General features: G+C 64.1%; 18 protein-coding genes. 16 read left to right on the forward strand and 2 right to left on the reverse strand.

Annotated elements, in window-relative coordinates:
• Positions 1–110: 110 nt before the first annotated feature.
• The 12 genes from ACUJB0_RS13105 (at position 111) to ACUJB0_RS13160 (ending at position 11,853) form a co-directional block, all read left to right on the forward strand.
• Entirely contained in the window at positions 111–770 is a 660-nt protein-coding gene (locus tag ACUJB0_RS13105) for an energy transducer TonB (protein WP_117011680.1), read from the forward strand.
• Positions 771–856: 86 nt separating this feature from the next.
• Positions 857–1,762 carry a MotA/TolQ/ExbB proton channel family protein gene (locus ACUJB0_RS13110; protein WP_199538690.1) on the forward strand — a complete coding sequence of 302 codons (906 nt, stop codon included), beginning with the start codon at positions 857–859 and terminating at the stop codon, positions 1,760–1,762.
• A gap of 6 nt (positions 1,763–1,768) precedes the next feature.
• Positions 1,769–2,197, forward strand: coding sequence for an ExbD/TolR family protein (locus tag ACUJB0_RS13115; protein ID WP_117011681.1), 429 nt, complete (start codon positions 1,769–1,771; stop codon positions 2,195–2,197).
• 59 nt (positions 2,198–2,256) lie between these two features.
• Positions 2,257–2,688: an ExbD/TolR family protein gene (locus ACUJB0_RS13120; protein WP_199538691.1), complete on the forward strand. Its 432-nt coding sequence runs from the start codon at positions 2,257–2,259 to the stop codon at positions 2,686–2,688.
• 107 nt (positions 2,689–2,795) lie between these two features.
• On the forward strand, positions 2,796–3,983 hold the full coding sequence (locus ACUJB0_RS13125) for a tetratricopeptide repeat protein (protein ID WP_444846049.1): 1,188 nt from the start codon (positions 2,796–2,798) through the stop codon (positions 3,981–3,983).
• Between the two features lie 163 nt (positions 3,984–4,146).
• Positions 4,147–5,130 (forward strand): bifunctional riboflavin kinase/FAD synthetase, encoded by a 984-nt coding sequence (locus ACUJB0_RS13130; RefSeq protein ID WP_444845609.1) that lies wholly within the window; start codon positions 4,147–4,149, stop codon positions 5,128–5,130.
• Between the two features lie 64 nt (positions 5,131–5,194).
• A complete protein-coding gene (ileS, locus tag ACUJB0_RS13135; RefSeq protein WP_444845610.1) occupies positions 5,195–8,062 on the forward strand; it encodes an isoleucine--tRNA ligase in 2,868 nt (955 codons plus the stop codon).
• Between the two features lie 64 nt (positions 8,063–8,126).
• Positions 8,127–8,630 (forward strand): signal peptidase II, encoded by a 504-nt coding sequence (gene lspA, locus ACUJB0_RS13140; protein WP_444845611.1) that lies wholly within the window; start codon positions 8,127–8,129, stop codon positions 8,628–8,630.
• An 18-nt stretch (positions 8,631–8,648) separates the two neighbouring features.
• Positions 8,649–9,872 (forward strand): bifunctional phosphopantothenoylcysteine decarboxylase/phosphopantothenate--cysteine ligase CoaBC, encoded by a 1,224-nt coding sequence (gene coaBC / locus ACUJB0_RS13145; RefSeq protein ID WP_444846050.1) that lies wholly within the window; start codon positions 8,649–8,651, stop codon positions 9,870–9,872.
• Positions 9,873–10,322, forward strand: coding sequence for a dUTP diphosphatase (dut, locus tag ACUJB0_RS13150; RefSeq protein ID WP_161089375.1), 450 nt, complete (start codon positions 9,873–9,875; stop codon positions 10,320–10,322).
• Positions 10,323–10,344: 22 nt separating this feature from the next.
• Positions 10,345–11,445, forward strand: a complete 1,101-nt coding sequence (locus tag ACUJB0_RS13155) for a M48 family metalloprotease (RefSeq protein WP_444845612.1) — start codon at positions 10,345–10,347, stop codon at positions 11,443–11,445.
• Between the two features lie 15 nt (positions 11,446–11,460).
• On the forward strand, positions 11,461–11,853 hold the full coding sequence (locus ACUJB0_RS13160; protein ID WP_444845613.1) for a surface-adhesin E family protein: 393 nt from the start codon (positions 11,461–11,463) through the stop codon (positions 11,851–11,853).
• Position 11,854: 1 nt separating this feature from the next.
• Here the strand turns inward: ACUJB0_RS13160 and ACUJB0_RS13165 are convergent, their stop codons facing one another.
• Entirely contained in the window at positions 11,855–11,986 is a 132-nt protein-coding gene (locus tag ACUJB0_RS13165; RefSeq protein ID WP_008451449.1) for a hypothetical protein, read from the reverse strand.
• A 43-nt stretch (positions 11,987–12,029) separates the two neighbouring features.
• Here ACUJB0_RS13165 and ACUJB0_RS13170 point away from each other — a divergent pair, with 43 nt between their 5' ends.
• From ACUJB0_RS13170 to ACUJB0_RS13180, 3 genes are all read left to right on the forward strand, one after another.
• A complete protein-coding gene (locus ACUJB0_RS13170; RefSeq protein ID WP_444845614.1) occupies positions 12,030–13,052 on the forward strand; it encodes an XdhC family protein in 1,023 nt (340 codons plus the stop codon).
• 96 nt (positions 13,053–13,148) lie between these two features.
• Positions 13,149–14,039: a DMT family transporter gene (locus tag ACUJB0_RS13175; RefSeq protein WP_444845615.1), complete on the forward strand. Its 891-nt coding sequence runs from the start codon at positions 13,149–13,151 to the stop codon at positions 14,037–14,039.
• Positions 14,036–14,944 (forward strand): DNA-3-methyladenine glycosylase family protein, encoded by a 909-nt coding sequence (locus tag ACUJB0_RS13180; protein WP_444845616.1) that lies wholly within the window; start codon positions 14,036–14,038, stop codon positions 14,942–14,944. Before ACUJB0_RS13175 ends, ACUJB0_RS13180 begins: the two co-directional genes overlap by 4 nt.
• On the opposite strand, the gene ACUJB0_RS13185 is transcribed toward ACUJB0_RS13180, so the two are convergent.
• Entirely contained in the window at positions 14,941–17,220 is a 2,280-nt protein-coding gene (locus ACUJB0_RS13185; RefSeq protein ID WP_444845617.1) for a putative bifunctional diguanylate cyclase/phosphodiesterase, read from the reverse strand. The genes ACUJB0_RS13180 and ACUJB0_RS13185 overlap by 4 nt on opposite strands.
• A 266-nt stretch (positions 17,221–17,486) precedes the next feature.
• On the opposite strand from ACUJB0_RS13185, the gene accD reads away from it, so the two are divergent.
• A complete protein-coding gene (accD, locus tag ACUJB0_RS13190; RefSeq protein WP_444846051.1) occupies positions 17,487–18,353 on the forward strand; it encodes an acetyl-CoA carboxylase, carboxyltransferase subunit beta in 867 nt (288 codons plus the stop codon).
• Positions 18,354–18,369: the final 16 nt, after the last annotated feature.

Consider the following 18,369-nt stretch of genomic DNA (forward strand, 5'->3'; position numbering starts at 1 on the left):
AAGAATTCGTATGTATAATTCGCCGACGTCCCGGATGCGGCTGTTGTTTTGTGTCGCCATTTTGGGGTTTAAGTAGCAACAAAAAAGAGTTGGTATTGGAGAAAGCAGGCATGAATTTCACGCACAACGAGAAAAGCACCGGGAAGAACTTTACAGGCATTACCATTGTCGTTTTGTTGCACCTCCTGGTTGCTTATGGGATCGTGACGGGCTTGGGTAAACGTCTGGTGAGCAAGATGATCGCACCAGTGGAGACCAAGATCATTGAGGAGGTCAAACCTCCTCCACCGAAAGAACTCCCACCGCCACCACCTCCGCCAGAGATGAAAGCGCCCCCACCGCCATTCATCCCGCCAGTTGAGGTGAACGTGCAGCAGCCTCCGCCGCCGCAAAACACGATCGCGAACGCGACCAACGTGAAGCCTGCGACGAACGAACTGCAAAAGGCGCCGCCAGCCCCACCGGCAGCGCCACCAGGACCAGCCAAATCGGTGAACGTAGCTGCTGTGGCTGACTTCAGCACTTGCGCGAAACCGGAGTGGCCAAAATCCTCCCTGCGTAACGAAGAAACCGGTACGGTCACGTTATCGTTCTTGATTGGAACCGACGGCCATGTCGCCGATTCCAAAATCGTCAAATCCAGTGGCTTTAGGGACTTGGACAAGGCCGCGGTTAACGGCATCAGCAAATGCCGATTCAAACCGGGTCTGACCGACGGGAAACCGACGGAAGCGTGGATGCAGATGCAATACGTCTGGACGCTGGAGTAAAACCGAGGCGGCAGTAGCGTCTCACTTAGTAATTTTCGTTGTCATTACGTTCAGCGATCTGATTATTTTATCAATTTGGAGGAAGCATGTTTAAGAATACCCGTTTGTCCGCTGTACTGGCCGCTGTGCTGTTTTCCGTGACCGCAGCCACCGCCTTGGTAAGCGCCCCAGCCTTCGCTGACGCGCCAGCCTCGGCCGCCGCTTCGGCACCAGCAGCCGCTCCAGCAGCGGATGCGGCAGCCGCACCGGCACCAGCAGCAGAAGCTCCAGCTGCCAAGGGCGGCAAAGAAGAAGTGGACAATCCATACGGCTTCGAAGCTGTCTGGAACGGTGGTTTCGTATCGCGCGGCACCCTGATCATCCTGTCGCTGATGTCGATGGGTTCGTGGTACATCATCATCACCAAGCTGATCGACCAGATGAAGATCTTCAAACAGTCGAAAGAAACCTCGGCCAAGTTCTGGAAAGCCTCGTCGATCGCTGCTGGTTCGGCAGCCCTGAAAGACGGCTCGCCATTCCGCTTCATCGCTGAAACCGGCACCAAGGCCACCGTGCACCACGACGGCGCCCTGCTGGAACAAATCGACCTGTCGACCTGGGTGACCATGTCGATCCAGCGCGCTGTTGACAAAGTTCAATCGCGTCTGCAAGACGGCCTGTCGTTCCTGGCAACCGTTGGTTCGACCGCACCGTTCATCGGTCTGTTCGGTACCGTTTGGGGTATTTACAATGCACTGATCGCCATCGGCATGTCGGGTAACGCATCGATCGACAAAGTTGCAGGTCCAGTGGGTGAAGCGCTGATCATGACCGCTTTCGGTCTGTTCGTGGCGGTTCCTGCCGTTCTGGGTTACAACTGGCTGGTGCGTCGTAACAAGTCGGCAATGGAAGACGTGCGTTCGTTCTCGGCTGACGTGCACTCGGTACTGATCTCGGGCGCGATGTCCACCAGCGAAGCTGGCCGTGCCGCCGGCGCTAAAAAGATTGGATAATTAATCATGTCGATGTCCGTAGGCTCCGATAGCGGAGACGAAGATCAAGTCATGTCAGAAATCAACACGACGCCCCTCGTGGACATCATGTTGGTTCTGCTGATTATCTTCCTGATCACGAGCCCGGTTGTTCTGAAGCTGATCAAAATCAAGCTGCCAGAAGAAGCCAACCAGGTTATCCAGACCAAGCCGGAAGATGTCAACATCGTTGTAAGCAAGGATGGCGACATCTACTGGAACCAGAAGAGGATGCGCGACGCGAATGACTTGTTCGACCATCTGAAGGTGGAAGCGGTCAAATTGCCTCAGCCGGAAGTGCATGTTCGTGGTGACCAAGAAACACGCTACGAAGCAATCGGCAAGGTTATTTACACTACCCAGCGTGCTGGTATTCAGAAGGTCGGCTTCATCACCGAACCGCCTGATAAGGGTTAATCCCCTCTAGTGCATCGCAGGCCCGCAGTCGGGGCCTGCCCTTCTTAAAAGGAAACACCATGAGTATGAATGTCGGCTCCCCAGCCAGCGGTGGCGCGGACCCGGAACCAATGATGGAAATGAATATGACGCCCCTCATCGACGTGATGCTGGTGCTGATTATCATGATGATCATTACGATTCCAAAGGCCAACCACTCGGTCAACCTGAACATGCCGGTCGGCACGCCGCCGCCGCCAGTCAAGGAACCTGTGGTCATCACGATTGACGTCGACTTCGACGGTACGATTCTGTGGGATAACGCTGTCGTTCCTGACCGCGGTACCCTGGAAGCGAAACTGACCGACGTCGCGGCGCAACCAGACCAGCCGGAAGTGCATCTGCGTCCGAACAAGCTGGTCTCGTATAAAGTCGTGGCAGGCGTGATGGCTGCGGCCCAGCGTCTGGGCGTGACCAAGATTGGCCTGGTCGGCAACGAACAGTTCCAATAATCAGTTCTATGTTCAACGATAGGCAGGACCATTCCTGCCTATTTCGCATTTTGATGAAAGAAAACTTACCCATGACCAAGTTTCGTCTCGCTCATCTCGGCCTGGTAATGGCCGCTATTGGTTTTACAGCAGCAGCTCCTTTGGCAGGTTTTTCCTCGGTTGCCTACGCGGCCGACGCGGTGCGCGCTGAAATCGGCAAACCATTGCAGGAAGCACAGAAACTGGCTGCGGCAGGCAAGAACAAAGAAGCACTGGCTAAGCTCAAGGAAGCCGATGCCGTCGGTGGCAAATCGCCCCATGAATCCTATCTGATCGAACGCACCCGCGCTTCGGCCGCGGCAGCCGCCGGCGATAACGACGCCGCCGCCAAGGCCTTCGAAGCCGTGATCAACTCCGGCAAGCTGTCGGCTGCCGAACAACCAAAATTCACCCAGGCCCTGGCCAGCATTTACTACCGCGCCAAGGACTACCCAAAAGCCATCACCTGGATCCAGCGCTCGCTGAAAGACAATCCTAACGACGGCCAGATGCGCGAACTGCTGATCCAGACCTACTACATCAGCGGCAAGTACGCTGAAGCGGCCAAGGAACTGCAATCGTCGAAAGCCGGTTCGGAATCGTCGCTGCAGATGCTGGCCAACATCCAGCTCAAGCAAAACGACAAGGAAGGCTACGTCCAGACCCTGGAAAAACTGGCCGGCTCCTATCCGAAGACCAGCTACTGGGCCGACCTGCTGAACCGCGTGTCGGGCAAGCCGGGCTTCTCGTCGTCGCTGTCGCTGGACGTGCTGCGTCTGCGCCTGGCCAACGGCCTGCTGACCAAGCCGGGCGAGTACATGGAAATGTCCCAGCTGGCACTGCAAGCGGGTAATCCTGCCGAAGCGATCAAGATCATCGACCAGGGCTACAAGAAAGGCGCGCTGGGCACCGGCTCCGACGCCGCCCGCCACCAGCGCCTGAAAGACCTGGCCGCCAAGACCCAGACCGAGTTCGACACCAAGCAGCCTGCGCTGGAAGCCGAGGCCGTCAAGGCCAAGGACGCCGACGCGCTGGCCAACATGGGCTACGCCCTGGTTTCCGAAGGCAAGGCCGACAAGGGCCTGGCGCTGCTGGACCAGGCTGTGAAGCTGGGCACCGCGAAGAATCCTGAAGCGGTCAAGCTGCACCAGGGTATCGCCCAGTTCATCGCCGGCAAGAAGCCCGCCGCGCTGGCCACCCTGAAAACGGTCAAAGGCAAGGACGGCGCCGCCGACCTGGCCCGCTACTGGACCCTGAACATCAACCACCCGATGTAATCCGGCGGTTTCGATGCGCAAAAGCGCTGTCCGGCCCCGCGCCGGCCAGCGCTTTTTTTATGCCCTGTCCCCGCATTTCCCTCCGCATTTCCCGCTATAACTGTCGGCTAAGGCAAACAAACCGTATAATCTTCCATTTAGCGACAGTTTCCACCAGATTCCCATGAAGGTATTTCGCGGTCTACCCAATGCAGCGGCGCGCGCGCCGTGCGCGCTCACGATCGGCAATTTCGACGGCGTCCACCTCGGCCACCAGGCCTTGCTGGGCCGCGTGCGCGCAGCCGCCACCAGCCTCGGGCTGGAAGCGGCCGTGATGACCTTCGAGCCGCATCCGCGCGAATTCTTCGCCCAGAAGGCCGGCGACCTGTCGAAAGCCCCTCCCCGCATCGCCAACCTGCGCGACAAGCTGCAATCGCTGTCCGACAACGGCATCGACCGCGTCATCGTCGAGCACTTCTCCGCCCATTTCGCCGCGCTCACGCCGCAGGAATTCACCGAAAAGGTGCTGGTCGAGGGCCTGCACGTCAAATGGCTGATGGTCGGCGACGACTTCTGCTACGGCGCCCGCCGCACCGGCAACGTGCAGATGCTGCTGGAAGCGGGCAAGCAGTACGGCTTCCACGTCGAGACCCTGCCCACCGTGATGAACGGTAGCACCCGCATCTCGTCCTCCGCCGTGCGCGCCGCGCTGGCCGCGGGCGACTTCGCGCATGCCGAGGCGCTGCTGGGCCATCCCTACGCCATCTCCGGCCACGTGATCCACGGCCAGAAGCTGGGCCGCACGCTCGGCTTCCCCACGCTGAACCTGCGCGTGCCGCACCGCCCCGCGCTGGCCGGCATCTTCATCGTGCAGGTGCACGGCCTGGCCGAGCGTCCGCTGCCGGCCGTGGCCAGCCTGGGCGTGCGCCCCACCGTCGACAACAGCGGCCGCGTGCTGCTGGAGGTGCACGTGTTCGACTTCGCCCAGGGCTGCTACGGCAAACAGGTGCGCGTCGAATTCCTGCACAAGATCCGCGACGAGGAAAAATACGTCGACCTGCCGACGCTGACCGCCGCCATCCACCGCGATGCCGACATCGCCCGCGCGTATTTTGCCGAACGCTTTAAAGAACGCGAAGGCGCCATCACGGCCACCGACCGAATTTAACCGCGCGACCAGCTACGCGCGCCGGCTACACAGAACTCCCCGAATAAAATCACTGAAGATAACCATGTCCGATAACAAATCCGCAAAAAAGCCTGAAAGTAAATACCCGGTCAACATGACCGAAACCCCGTTCCCGATGCGCGGCGATATGGCCAAGCGCGAACCCAACTGGGTCAAGGAGTGGCAAGACAAGAAGATCTACGAGCGCGTGCGCAAGGCCGCCGCCGGCCGTCCTAAATTCATCCTGCACGACGGCCCGCCGTACGCCAACGGCGACATCCACATCGGCCACGCCGTCAACAAGATCCTGAAGGACATGGTGGTCAAGGCCCGCGGCATGGCCGGCTACGACGCGCCCTACGTGCCGGGCTGGGATTGCCACGGCATGCCGATCGAGATCCAGATCGAAAAACTGTACGGCAAAAACCTGCCGACCGCCGAAGTGCTGACCAAGGCCCGCGCCTACGCCTACGAGCAGGTCGACCGCCAGCGCAAGGACTTCATCCGCCTGGGCGTGCTGGGCGAATGGCAGAACCCTTACCTGACCATGAACTACTCGAACGAGGCCGACGAACTGCGCGCCCTCGGCCAGCTGCTGGAGAAAGGCTACGTCTACCGCGGCCTGAAGCCGGTCAACTGGTGCTTCGACTGCCAGTCCGCGCTGGCCGAAGCCGAAGTGGAATACCAGGACAAGCGCGACCCGGCCATCGATGTCGGCTTCAAGTTCGCCGAATTCGACAAGCTGGCCACCGCCTTCGGCATGGACAAGCTGCCGACCGAGAACGGCTTCATCGTCATCTGGACCACCACCCCGTGGACCATCCCGTCCAACCAGGCGCTGAACGTCAACGCCGAAGTGATCTACTCGCTGGTGCAGACCGAGCGTGACGGCCAGCCTTTGCTGCTGATCCTGGCGCAGGACCTGGTCGAAGCCTGCCTGGCGCGCTACAAGCTCGAAGGCACCACCATCGCCACCTGTCACGGCGCGGCGCTGGGCGGCATCAGCTTCCGCCACCCTCTGCACGCCTCGGACGCCTTCTTCGACCGCATGTCGCCGATGTACCTGGCCGAATACGTGACCACCGAAAGCGGCACCGGCGTGGTCCACTCCGCGCCTGCGTATGGCCTGGACGACTTCATCTCCTGCCGCGCGCACGGCATGAAGGACGAGAACATCCTGACCCCGGTCATGGGCGACGGCAAATACGCCGCCTCGCTGCCGCTGTTCGGCGGCATGACGATCTGGGAAGCCTCCAAGCCGATCTGCGCCGCCCTGAAGGAAGCGGGCGCGCTGTTCGAAGTGAAGATGTTCGACCACAGCTACATGCACTGCTGGCGCCACAAGACGCCGATCATCTACCGCGCCACCTCGCAGTGGTTCGCCGGCATGGATGTGAAGCCGAAGGACGGCGGCCACACGCTGCGCGAAACCGCGCTCAAAGGCATCGACGAGACCAAGTTCTTCCCGGACTGGGGCAAGGCGCGCCTGCACGGCATGATCGCCAACCGTCCCGACTGGACCCTGTCGCGCCAACGCCAGTGGGGCGTGCCGATGGCCTTCGTGGTCCACAAGGAAACCGGCGCGCTGCATCCGCGCACCCCGGAACTGCTGGAGCAGGTGGCAAAGCTGATCGAGAAGAGCGGCATCGACGCCTGGCTGGCGCTGGACCTGAAAGACCTGATCGGCGACGAAGCGTCGGCCTACGAAAAGAACAAGGACACGCTGGACGTCTGGTTCGATTCCGGCTCGACCCACCAGACCGTGCTGCGCGGCTCGCATAAGGAGCAGTCGGCCTTCCCTGCGGACCTGTACCTGGAAGGCTCGGACCAGCACCGCGGCTGGTTCCACTCCTCCCTGCTGACCTCCTCGATGCTGAACGGCGCCCCGCCGTACAAGGCCCTGCTGACCCACGGCTTCGTGGTCGACGGCGAAGGCAAGAAGATGTCCAAGTCGATCGGCAACACCATCGCGCCGCAAGACGTGTGGAACAAGCTGGGCGCCGACATGCTGCGCCTGTGGGTCGCCACCACCGACTATACCGGCGAGCTGTCGATCTCCGACGAGATCCTCAAGCGCGTCACCGAAGCCTATCGCCGCATCCGCAACACGCTGCGCTTCCTGCTGGCCAACCTGTCGGACTTCGACGCCGCCAAGGACGCGGTGGCGATCGACGACATGCTGGAGATCGACCGCTACGCCGTCGCCAACATGGCGTCGCTGCAGGCGGAAATCGCCGAGCACTACATGCAGTATGAATTCCAGCCGGTCTACTCCAAGCTGCAGAACTTCTGCTCGGAAGACCTGGGCGGCTTCTACCTGGACGTGCTCAAGGACCGCCTGTACACCACGGCCGTCACCTCGCACGCGCGCCGCTCGGCGCAGACCGCGCTGTGGCACATCACGCAAAGCCTGCTGCGCGTGATGGCGCCGGCGCTGTCGTTCACGGCGGAGGAAGCCTGGGCGATCTTCGCCGGCGAAGAGGCCTACAAGGCCAGCGACGAAACCATCTTCACGCAGACCTGGTGGAAGCTGCCGGAAGCGTCCGACGCCGCCGCGCTGCTGGCCAAGTACACGGCTCTGCGCGCGGTCCGCAACGACGTCACCAAGCAGCTGGAAGACGTGCGCACCTCGGGCGCGATCGGCTCCTCGCTGCAGGCGGAACTGACCATCAAGGCCGCCGGCGACAAGTACCAGCTGCTGGCCAGCCTGGACGACGACCTGAAGTTCGTCTTCATCACCTCGGCCGCCAAGGCGGTGCAGGTGGCGAGCGAGGCGGAGGAAGCGGTCGAAGTGGCCGCGTCCACGGCGGAGAAGTGCGAGCGCTGCTGGCACTACCGCGCCGACGTCGGCTCGCACGCGGACCATCCGACCCTGTGCGGCCGTTGCCACAGCAATCTGTTCGGTGCGGGCGAAAAACGCAAGTTCGCTTAATATGAGGGCCGCCGTTCCCCACCGGGAGCGGCGGCGCCGTCGCCACGAACCACTCTGAAATTTTATGGCCACCAAAAAAATCTTTCCGACCAAATCCTCGGGCAGCCTCACGCCCTGGCTGGGCATTGCCGCCATCGTCATCCTGTTCGACCAGCTGTCCAAGATCACCATCACCAAGACCTTCCAGCTCGGCGAAGAGAAAGTCATCACCTCCTTCTTCAACCTGGTGCTGGCCTATAACAAGGGCGCGGCGTTCAGCTTCCTGCAGAACAGCGGCGGGTGGCAGCGCTACTTCTTCACCGCCATCGCGCTGGGCGCGGCGGCCTGGATCATCGTGCTGCTGAAAAAGCACGGCAGCCAGCGCATGTTCTCGTGGGCGCTGTCGCTGATCCTGGGCGGCGCCATCGGCAACGTCATCGACCGCATCCTGTACGGCCACGTGGTCGACTTCCTCGATTTCCACTGGGGCGGATTGGGCCACTTCCCGGCGTTTAACATCGCCGATTCGGCCATCTGCATCGGCGCGGCGCTGTTCATCCTCGATGAGCTGCGCCGGGTGAACCGCTAACTGGGGCAGCACATCATGATGGAATTGACCGGCAAGAAAATCGTCCTCGGCCTGTCCGGCGGCGTGGCCTGCTACAAGGCGGCGGAACTGTGCCGCGCGCTGACCAAGGCCGGTGCCTCGGTGCAGGTGGTGATGACCGACGCCGCCACCCACTTCATCACCGCCGTCACCATGCAGGCGCTGTCCGGCAACAAGGTGTTCAGCAGCCAGTGGGATCCGCGCGTCGAGAACAACATGGCCCACATCGACGTCACCCGCGACGCCGACGCCATCCTGGTCGCGCCCTGCTCGGCGGACTTCATCTACAAGCTGGCGCACGGCGTCTGCGACGACCTGCTGTCGACCATGTGCCTGGCGCGTCCACGCCTGGTGCCGCTGCTGGTGGCGCCGGCCATGAACGTCGAGATGTGGCAGAACCCCGCCACCCAGCGCAACGTGCAGCAGCTGCGCGACGACGGCATCGTGCTGTTCGGCCCCGCCTCCGGCGACCAGGCCTGCGGCGAAGTGGGCATGGGCCGCATGCTGGAACCGGCGCAGCTGCTCGAAGAGCTGATCGCGTCGTTCCAGCCCAAGGTGTTGGCGGGCAAGCGCATCCTGATCACCGCCGGCCCGACCTTCGAGCCGATCGACCCGGTGCGCGGCATCACCAATCTGTCCTCGGGCAAGATGGGTTACGCCGTGGCGCGCGCCGCGCGCGAGGCCGGCGCCGAGGTGGTGCTGGTGTCCGGCCCGACCGCGCTGCCGGCGCCGTTCGGCGTCCAGCGCATCAACGTGCAAAGCGCGCTGCAGATGCACGACGCGGTCATGGCCAATGTCGACCACCAGCACATCTTCATCGCGGTGGCGGCGGTGGCCGACTGGCGCGTGTCCAACTCCAGCGAGCAGAAACTCAAGAAGAACCCGGACGGCTCGGTGCCGGACCTGAAGTTCGAACAGAACCCGGACATCCTCGCCAGCGTCGCCGCGCGCACCACGCTGGCCGGCCATCCGTACTGCGTGGGCTTCGCCGCCGAATCGGAGAACCTGATCCAGTTCGGCGCCGACAAGCGCGAGAAAAAAGGCATCCCCCTGCTAGTGGGGAATATCGGCCACCACACCTTCGGCCAGGACGACAACACCATCATCCTGTTCGATGAAAACGGCCACACCATTTTGCCGCGCGCCGACAAGCTCACGCTGGCGCGCCAACTGATTTCCGAGATCTCCAAACGGATCTCCCAGCACTCCCTATTTGCCAATTAAATGAAAAACATCGACGTCAAAATCCTCGACCCGCGCATGAAAGACCAGATGCCGGCCTACGCCACGCCAGGTTCCGCCGGCCTCGATCTGCGCGCCTGCATCGACGCGCCCATGGTCATCGAAGCCGGACAGACCGTGCTGATTCCAACCGGCCTGGCGATCCACGTCGCCGATCCGGGCTACGCCGCCATGATCCTGCCGCGCAGCGGCATGGGCCACAAAAACGGTATCGTGCTGGGGAATCTGGTAGGCTTGATCGATTCCGACTACCAGGGCCAGTTGATGATCTCGACCTGGAACCGCGGCCACAGCGCCTTCACGCTGAACCCGATGGAACGCCTGGCGCAGCTGATCATCGTGCCGGTGGTGCAGGTGGGCTTCAACGTGGTCGAGGAATTCGGCGACAGCGAACGCGGTGAAGGCGGTTTTGGCAGCACCGGAAAACACTAACAAAAACAGACGGAGACACCGGATGGTCCAGCAGACAAACAAGATCAATAAACTCGCGCCATTGTCTTTGCTGGCGGCGGCCACGCTGCTGTCGGCCTGTTCGGCCTTCAAGTCCAAGCCGGCGCCCGCCCCTGCCGAACCGGTGGTGGCGCGCGTCATCAACGAGGAACCGCCGGTGGTCACCGCCAAGATGGCCGCCGCGCGCGAAGCCCTGACCCAGATGGTGGCGCTGCAGGACCGCCTGTACCGCATCGCCGGCCCGCTGTTGATCAACAACGCGGACCTGTGCCGCACGCAGGCGCGCAACCTGCTCGGCTTCACCGCCAAGAACAAATACTCCTACACCGGCGAATTCGTCGACGCCGCGCAGGCGGTGCTGAACTACGGCGACCGCCTCGAAGTGGCCAGCGTGCTGGCCGGCAGCGGCGCCGCGCGCGCCGGCCTGCGCAAGGGCGACGGCCTGGTCGCCGCCGAGGGCAAGAGCCTGCCGACCGGCCAGAACGCCGAGACGCTGGCCGCCGGCATCCTCGGCCCGCTGGTCTCCGGCCACCAGTCGCTCAACCTGATCGTCGCGCGCGATGGCCGCAACCAGGCGCTCAACGTGCCGGTCACGCGCGCCTGCGCCTTCAAGATCGACATCGGCAATTCGGACAACATCAACGCCTACTCCGACGGCCAGCGGGTGCTGATCACGCGCGGCATGGTGAACTTCGCGCAGAGCGACGAAGCCATCGCCTACGTGCTGGCCAAGGACATCGCTCACAATGTGCTGGGCCACGCAGCCACCACCCGCTCGGCCTACACGGTCGGCGGCATCATCGACAACCTGGTCTCGGTGCGTCCCGACCTGACCATGCTGATCACCACCGGCGGCGTCAAGCCCATGCCGCAGGAGCTGGACGCGGCGGCCGACTACCTGTCGCTATACATGGTGGCGCGCGCCGGCTATAGCCTGGACCACGCCCACGCCTTCTGGCAGCGCCTCGCCGGCCAATATCCCGCCACGGTGCTGAACGGGTATACTGCCATCCACCCCGCCGTCCACTATCGCCTGTCGGTGATCGACAAGACCATCGCCGAAATCAAGGCCAAGCAGGCGGCCAAGAAACCGCTGGTGCCATAAACCTGAGAGACCGCCATGAACAAGCCGGGCCTGTTGGCAATCATCTTGATACTGATGTGTAGCTGGGCCCAGGCGGCGAAGTGGGCCCGTGTGAAGGGCGACGGCGCCGGCGTCTTCTACATCGACAAGGCCAGCATCATCAAGGCCGACAAGACGCGCAAGGCCTGGTCCATGCGCAGCTTCGGCAAGGCGCAAACCACGCCCGAGGGCCGGCCCTACCGCTCGGTCAAGGCCCTGCACCTGTACTCCTGCGAGGACCGCACCACCGTGCTGCTGTCGCAGGTGTTCTACCCCGAGGCCATGGGCAAGGGCGAGCCGGTCGAAAACTACAAATACGAGAAGTTCAACCCGGAAGACATCGTGCCGGACAGCCCGTTCGACAACGCGCTGTCGGTGCTATGCCGATAGTCTAGTTGGGGAAGTTGGGGAACACGTTCCCCATCAACCAGGTCAGGCCCGCGCAGGCCAGCACGGCGAGTATCAGCACGATCAGCAGGCGGCCGAATTTGGGCGAGCCGTCGTCTTCCTTGGGAGTGGTCATGGCAGTTCCTGCAAGCTTTAGAGAGCCGTAGTATATTCCATCCATGGACAGCATCGATCTCGAAGTACTCAAAACCAGCGCGGCGTGGATCGCCGCGGGGCGCCGCTGTGAACTGATCACCGTCATCAAGACCTGGGGATCCAGTCCCCGTCCGGTGGGCGCCACGCTGGCCATCTGCGAGGACGGCACGGTGATCGGCTCCGTCTCCGGCGGCTGCATCGAGGACGACCTGATCGCCCGCGTGCGCAACGAGGGCATACGCCGCACCACGCCGGAAATCGTCAGCTACGGCATCACCGCCGACGAGGCCCACCGATTCGGCCTGCCCTGCGGCGGCACCATCGAGCTGGCGATCGAGCCGCTGTCGGCGCGCAGCCGCGTCGCCGAGCTGCTGGAACGGCTGGAGGCGCATGAACTGGTGCAGCGCCGCCTGGACCTGCGCTCCGGCGAGGTCGAACTGTCCAAGGCCCCGCCGGGCGCGCAGATGCAGGTCAGCGAGCGCGCCATGGTCAGCCTGCACGGCCCGCGCTGGCGGCTGCTGATCATCGGCGCCGGCCAGCTGTCGCGCTTCCTGGCGCAGATCGCCACCGCCATGGACTACCACGTCATCGTCTGCGACCCGCGCGAGGAATACCGCGCCGGCTGGCAGGTCGACGGCGTGCAGCTGGTGCACGAGATGCCGGACGATGTCGTGCTGGCGCTGCAGCTGGACCGCCGCAGCGCCGTCGTCGCGCTGACCCACGATCCCAAGCTGGACGACCTGGCGCTGATGGAGGCCTTGAAGTCGGACGCGTTCTACGTCGGCGCCATCGGCTCGCGCCTGAACAACGGCAAGCGCCGCGAGCGGCTGCTGGAGTTCGACCTGACGCGCGAGCAGCTGGCGCGCCTGCACGGGCCGATCGGCCTGTACATCGGCAGCAAGACGCCGTCCGAGATCGCCATCTCCATCCTGGCCGAGATGACCGCGATTAAGAACGGCGTGCCGGCCGCGCTGCTGGTCCCGCACGCGGCCACGCCAAGCGCGCCAGGCGACAACGCATGCGCGGTGGACCTGGGCGCCGCGTAAAGAAGCGCAAGAACGGACAATTCAATAGCAAGAACCGGCTAGCCCGCCGCCCGCAGGCACGGGACAATAGCGCACCATCCAACCACTGGACTTCGCATGAGCACTGTCAACCTGTTCCGCCTCATACTTCTCGCCGCCATCTGGGGCGGCTCCTTCCTGTTCATGCGCATCGCCGCGCCGGTGCTGGGCGCCGCCGTGCTGATCGAATACCGCGTGCTGTTCGCCTCCCTGTTCCTGGCGGCGATGGCGCTGGCGCTGAAAAAGCCGCTGAACCTGCGCCAGCACTGGAAGCACTACCTGATCCTCGGCCTGTTCAACTCCGCGCTGCCGTTCCTGATGTTCGCCTTCGCCGCGCGCACGCTGTCGGCCTCCCTGCTGGCTGTGTTAAACGCCACCACGCCGCTGTGGGGCACCTTGATCGGCGCCGTCTGGACCCGCCAGATGGTCAGCGCCAAGGTGATGCTCGGCCTGGCGCTGGGCGCCTGCGGCGTGGCGCTGCTGGTCGGCTTCGACCACGTGACCACCAAGCCCGGCGCCGGCATCGCCATCGCGGCCGTGCTGTTCGCCTCCTTCAACTACGGCATCGCCAGCAACTACGCCAAGCAGGCCAAGACGGTCGAACCGTTCGCCAACGCGCACGGCTCGATGTGGGCGTCCACCCTGCTGGTGCTGCCCGCGCTGCCCTTCTTCCCGGCGCCGGGCGAGCCGACCATCGGCATCATGGGCGCGGTGCTGGCCCTGGGCGTGTTGTGCAGCGGCGTGGCCTACCTGATCTACTTCCGTTTGATCCAGGACGTCGGCCCGTCGTCGGCGCTGACGGTGACCTTCCTCAGCCCCCTGTTCGGCATCCTGTGGGGAGTGATGTTCCTTCAGGAGAGCGTGGGCTGGTACACCTTCGCCGGCGCCGCCATCGTCATCACCGGCACCGCGCTGGTGACAGGCTTCCGCCCGAGCTTCGGCTTCCTGAACAAAGCCAAGGCGGCATGAAGCCTTTCACGCTGCCGCTGCCGGCCAACTACCGGCTGCACGACGTGCTGGCCTTCCACAGCCGCGATCCCGAAGGCGTGGCCGAGGAAGTGGCCCCGGAGCGCCTGCGCAAGGGCATGCTGATCGACGGCGTGCCGGTGGTGCTGGAGATCGTGCCCGACCACCCCGCCGCGCCCACCAGCGCCAGCTGCGCCGCGCATGCCGACGGCAAGCTGTCCGCCGCCGCGCAGGCGCGGGTGCGCGAGGCGGCGTTGAGCATCCTCGGCCTGCGCATCGATCCCGAACCGTTCAGCCAATTCGCGGCAAAGGACAAGCTGTTCGGCCCCCTGACGCGCGCCCAGCCCGGCCTGCGCATCGTGCAGTCGGCCACGGTGTTCGAGGCGCTGACGTGGGCCATCATCGGCCAGCAGATCAACCTGTCGTTCGCGATCTCGCTGCGGCGCACCTTCATCCTGCAGGCTGGCCGCCAGCACAGCAGCGGCTTGTGGTGCTACCCCACCGCCGCCGACGCGGCCAGGCTGGAACTCGACGACCTGACCAGCCGCAAATTCTCGCGCGCGAAAGCGGAGACGCTGCTGCGCCTGGCCGGCCTGGTCGCCAGCGGCGAACTGGCGCTGGAACTGTCGCCGTCCAACAGCATCGAGCAGGTGTCGGCGGCGCTGCTGGCCGTCAAGGGCATCGGCCCGTGGACCGTCAACTACGGCCTGCTGCGCGGCTACGGCCATGCCGACTGCTCGCTGCACGGCGACGTCGCGGTGCGTGCCGCGCTCCAGCATCTGCTGGGCGAGGAGGCCAAGCCGGACATGGCGCGCACCGAACAAATCCTGGCCCGCTACAGTCCCCACCGCACCATGGCCGCCGCCCACCTGTGGGCCAGCCTGCACCCACGCGACGCCCAAGCCTAAGCCACGCAGCGCTCCTCCCGCTCCGCGACGAACGCCTCGAACTGCGCGGCGGTCAACGGCCGGCTGTAATAGAAGCCCTGTATCTCGTCGCAGCCATGCTCCCGCAGGTACTCCAGCTGCGCCGGGTGCTCGACTCCCTCGGCGATGGTGCGCAGGCCCAGGCCGCGCGCCAGGTTGACGATGGCTGCCACGATGGCGCGGTCCTCCGGATCGGTGCTGATGTCGTGCACAAAGGACTGGTCGATCTTCAGCTTGTAGATCTTGAACTTCTTCAGATAGCTCAGCGACGAGTAGGCGATGCCGAAATCGTCGATCGCCATGCGCACGCCGCGCTCGTGCAGCTGGTCCATCACGGCGATGGCGGCCGGAGGATCGTGCATGGCCGCGCCCTCGGTCAGCTCCAGCTCCAGGAATTCCGGCGCCAGCTGCTCCTGCATCAGGATGCTGCCGACCAGCTGCGGCAGGTCGGGATGGCGGAACTGCGCGGCCGACAGGTTCACCGCCATCACGAACGGCTCCATGCCCTGGTCCAGCCAGGTCTTCATCTGCCGCACCGCCTGGCGCAGCACCCACTCGCCGATCGGCAGCATCAAGCCGCTCTCCTCGGCGGCCGGGATGAACTCGGCCGGCGACACCGATCCCAGCGCCGGATGCTGCCAGCGCAGCAGCGCCTCGGCGCCGATGATGGCACCGTCGCGCGCGTCGAACTGCGGCTGGTAGTGCACGCTCAGTTCATGGTTCTCCAGCGCGTGCCGCAGCGCATTGATGATCTGCAGCCGCCGCACCGCCTCGTCCTCCAGGTCGCTGGTGAAGAAGCTGTAGCCGTTGCGGCCGTTCTGCTTGGCCCGGTACATGGCGACATCGGCGCAGCGCACCAGCGCTTCCAGGTCCTTGCCGTCCTGCGGATAGAGCGCCACGCCGATCGAGCCGCTGACCGCCAGCTCATGCTGGTCGATCGCGAACGGCTCGGCCACCATGTCGAGGATTTTCTGCGCCACCCGCGGCAGGGCGGCGGCGTCGTCGCCATGCAGCAGGAAGATGAATTCGTCGCCGCCCAGCCGCGCCACCACATCGTCGGCGCGCAGCGTCAGGCGCAGGCGGCGCGCCAGCATGACCAGCAGAGCGTCGCCGATGCTGTGCCCCAGGCTGTCGTTGATGTCCTTGAAACGGTCCAGGTCCAGGAACATCACCGCCAGCTTGTGGCCGCCGCATTGCGCCTGCAGGATCGCCTGGCTCGCGCGCTCGTCCAGGTGCGCGCGGTTGGGCAGGCCGGTCAGCACGTCGTAGTGCGCCAGGTGTTCGATGCGTTCCTCGGCCTGCTTGCGCTCGGTGACGTCGCGCGAAATGCCGAAGATGCCGGACGCGCGGCCGGTGCGGTCCAGCAGCGGCCCCTTGGTGGACTGGAACAGCGCCTCGCGTCCGTCGGGCAGCGTGACGTGTTCCTCGCTGGTCTGGGTGCGGCCGGTCCGCATCACCGACTGGTCGTGCTGCCGTACCCTGGCGGCCGACTGCGCGGAAAACAGCTGCTCGTCGGTGTTGCCGAGGATCTGGTCCGCCGGCTTGCCGAGAAATGCCACCGTCGCCGGATTGACCAGCAGGTAGCGGCCCTGCAGGTCCTTGACGTACACTGCGTCCGAGGTGCCGCCGACGATGCCGCTCAACAGCTTGCGGTCCGACTCGCCCTTGCGCAGGGCGCTGCGCATGAATTCGCTCAGCATGCTGGCCACCACGCCGTTGACCATCAACAGCAGCCATTGCATCAGGTCATAGTGGTCATTGAAACGCAGGCTGTGCAACGGGTGCAGGACCAGCAATTTGATACCCACCGCCGCCGACACCGTCGCCAGCAGGCCCGGCCCCAGACCGCCCACCAGCGCGCTGATCATAATCGGCAGCATGAACATGAGCAGCAAGGGACGCGGCTCGCTGGCGTCCACCAGATTGACGCGGATCATCAGCATCGCGCCGACCAGCACTAGCGCCAGCGGATAGTGGCACCAGCCATAGCGGCGGCCGGCGCCGGGCATCAAGCCCCGGGCCGCCACCTCGAACAACGGCTGGCGGCGGTCGGCGCTGGCCGACACCGCCCGCATCGCCAGCGCATAGCCGGCCGCGCTGCACGTCACAAAGAACACGCCCTTGGCGCCGGACAGCCAGACGATGGTGTCCGCTGCAAGCGCGGACAATAACTGGTCCGACAACAGCACCCAGGCCGTGCCGAGCACGACATAGGTCGCGGTGACCAAAACGATGAATCGGGAATGATTGCTAGCCATGACAGGCACCGGGGTGGTAAGAATTGCTTGAGAGTAGCATTCGCACTGGGGTATGCCCAGCAATGCCGCGCGCCGGCCGGTGGTAAATCGCAGGTCCTTGACTTAAGTCAAATTTGACAAAGCCCGTTGTGTTAATTGGTGCACAGTCGCGCAACACGGCCGTTAGCGCACCGTCAACATTGTTTTCGCTTGAGCCTGACGCTACGTCAGGCTTTACGATCTGCGGCATTATCGTGAAGGAGAACACCATGCAGCAGTCAACCGCCGTGAGCTGGCTGGAAAAACTCATCCCGCGCATCAAGCGCGGCGCCGAGCAGCGGCAGTCGATCCCGGCCGGCTTGTGGCTCAAATGCCCGGCCTGCGAGGCGGTGCTGTACCGCGCCGACCTGGAAGCCAATCTCAACGTCTGCCCCAAATGCGCCCACCACCTGCGCATCCGCGCCCGCGCCCGCCTGGACGCCTTGCTCGACGCCGGCGGCCGGCATGAAATCGGCCAGGAAGTGCTACCGGTCGACACGCTGAAATTCAAGGGCAGCAAGAGCTATCCCGATCGCCTGAAGGCGGCGATGGCGGCCACCGGCGAGACCGACGCGCTGGTCGTGATCGGCGGCGCCATCCTGTCGGTGCCAGTGGTGGTGGCCTGCTTTGAGTTCGACTTCATGGGCGGCTCGATGGGATCGGTGGTGGGTGAGCGCTTCGTGCGCGGCGTGCAGGCGGCGATCGACCAGCATGTGCCCTTCATCTGCATCACCGCCAGCGGCGGCGCGCGCATGCAGGAGGGCCTGATGTCGCTGATGCAGATGGCCAAGACCACCGCCATGCTGGCCAAGCTGGCGGAAAAGAAGCTGCCCTTCGTGTCGGTGCTGACCGACCCCACCTCGGGCGGCATCTCGGCCTCGTTCTGCTTCCTGGGCGACCTGGTGCTGGCCGAGCCGAAGGCGCTGATCGCCTTCACCGGCGCGCGGGTGATCAAGAGCACGCTGGGCGTGACGCTGCCCGACGGCTACCAGCGGCCGGAATTCCTGCTCGAACGCGGCGCCATCGACATGATCGTCGACCGCCGCGAGATGCGCACCGAGCTGGCCTCGCTGCTGGCCTTGCTGCTAAAGCTGCCCAAGGATGCGCTGGCTTGAGGCCTGTCGTACACTA

Origin of the sequence: Duganella caerulea (assembly GCF_040362985.1) — a bacterium.
Taxonomy (GTDB): domain Bacteria; phylum Pseudomonadota; class Gammaproteobacteria; order Burkholderiales; family Burkholderiaceae_D; genus Rugamonas; species Rugamonas vulcania.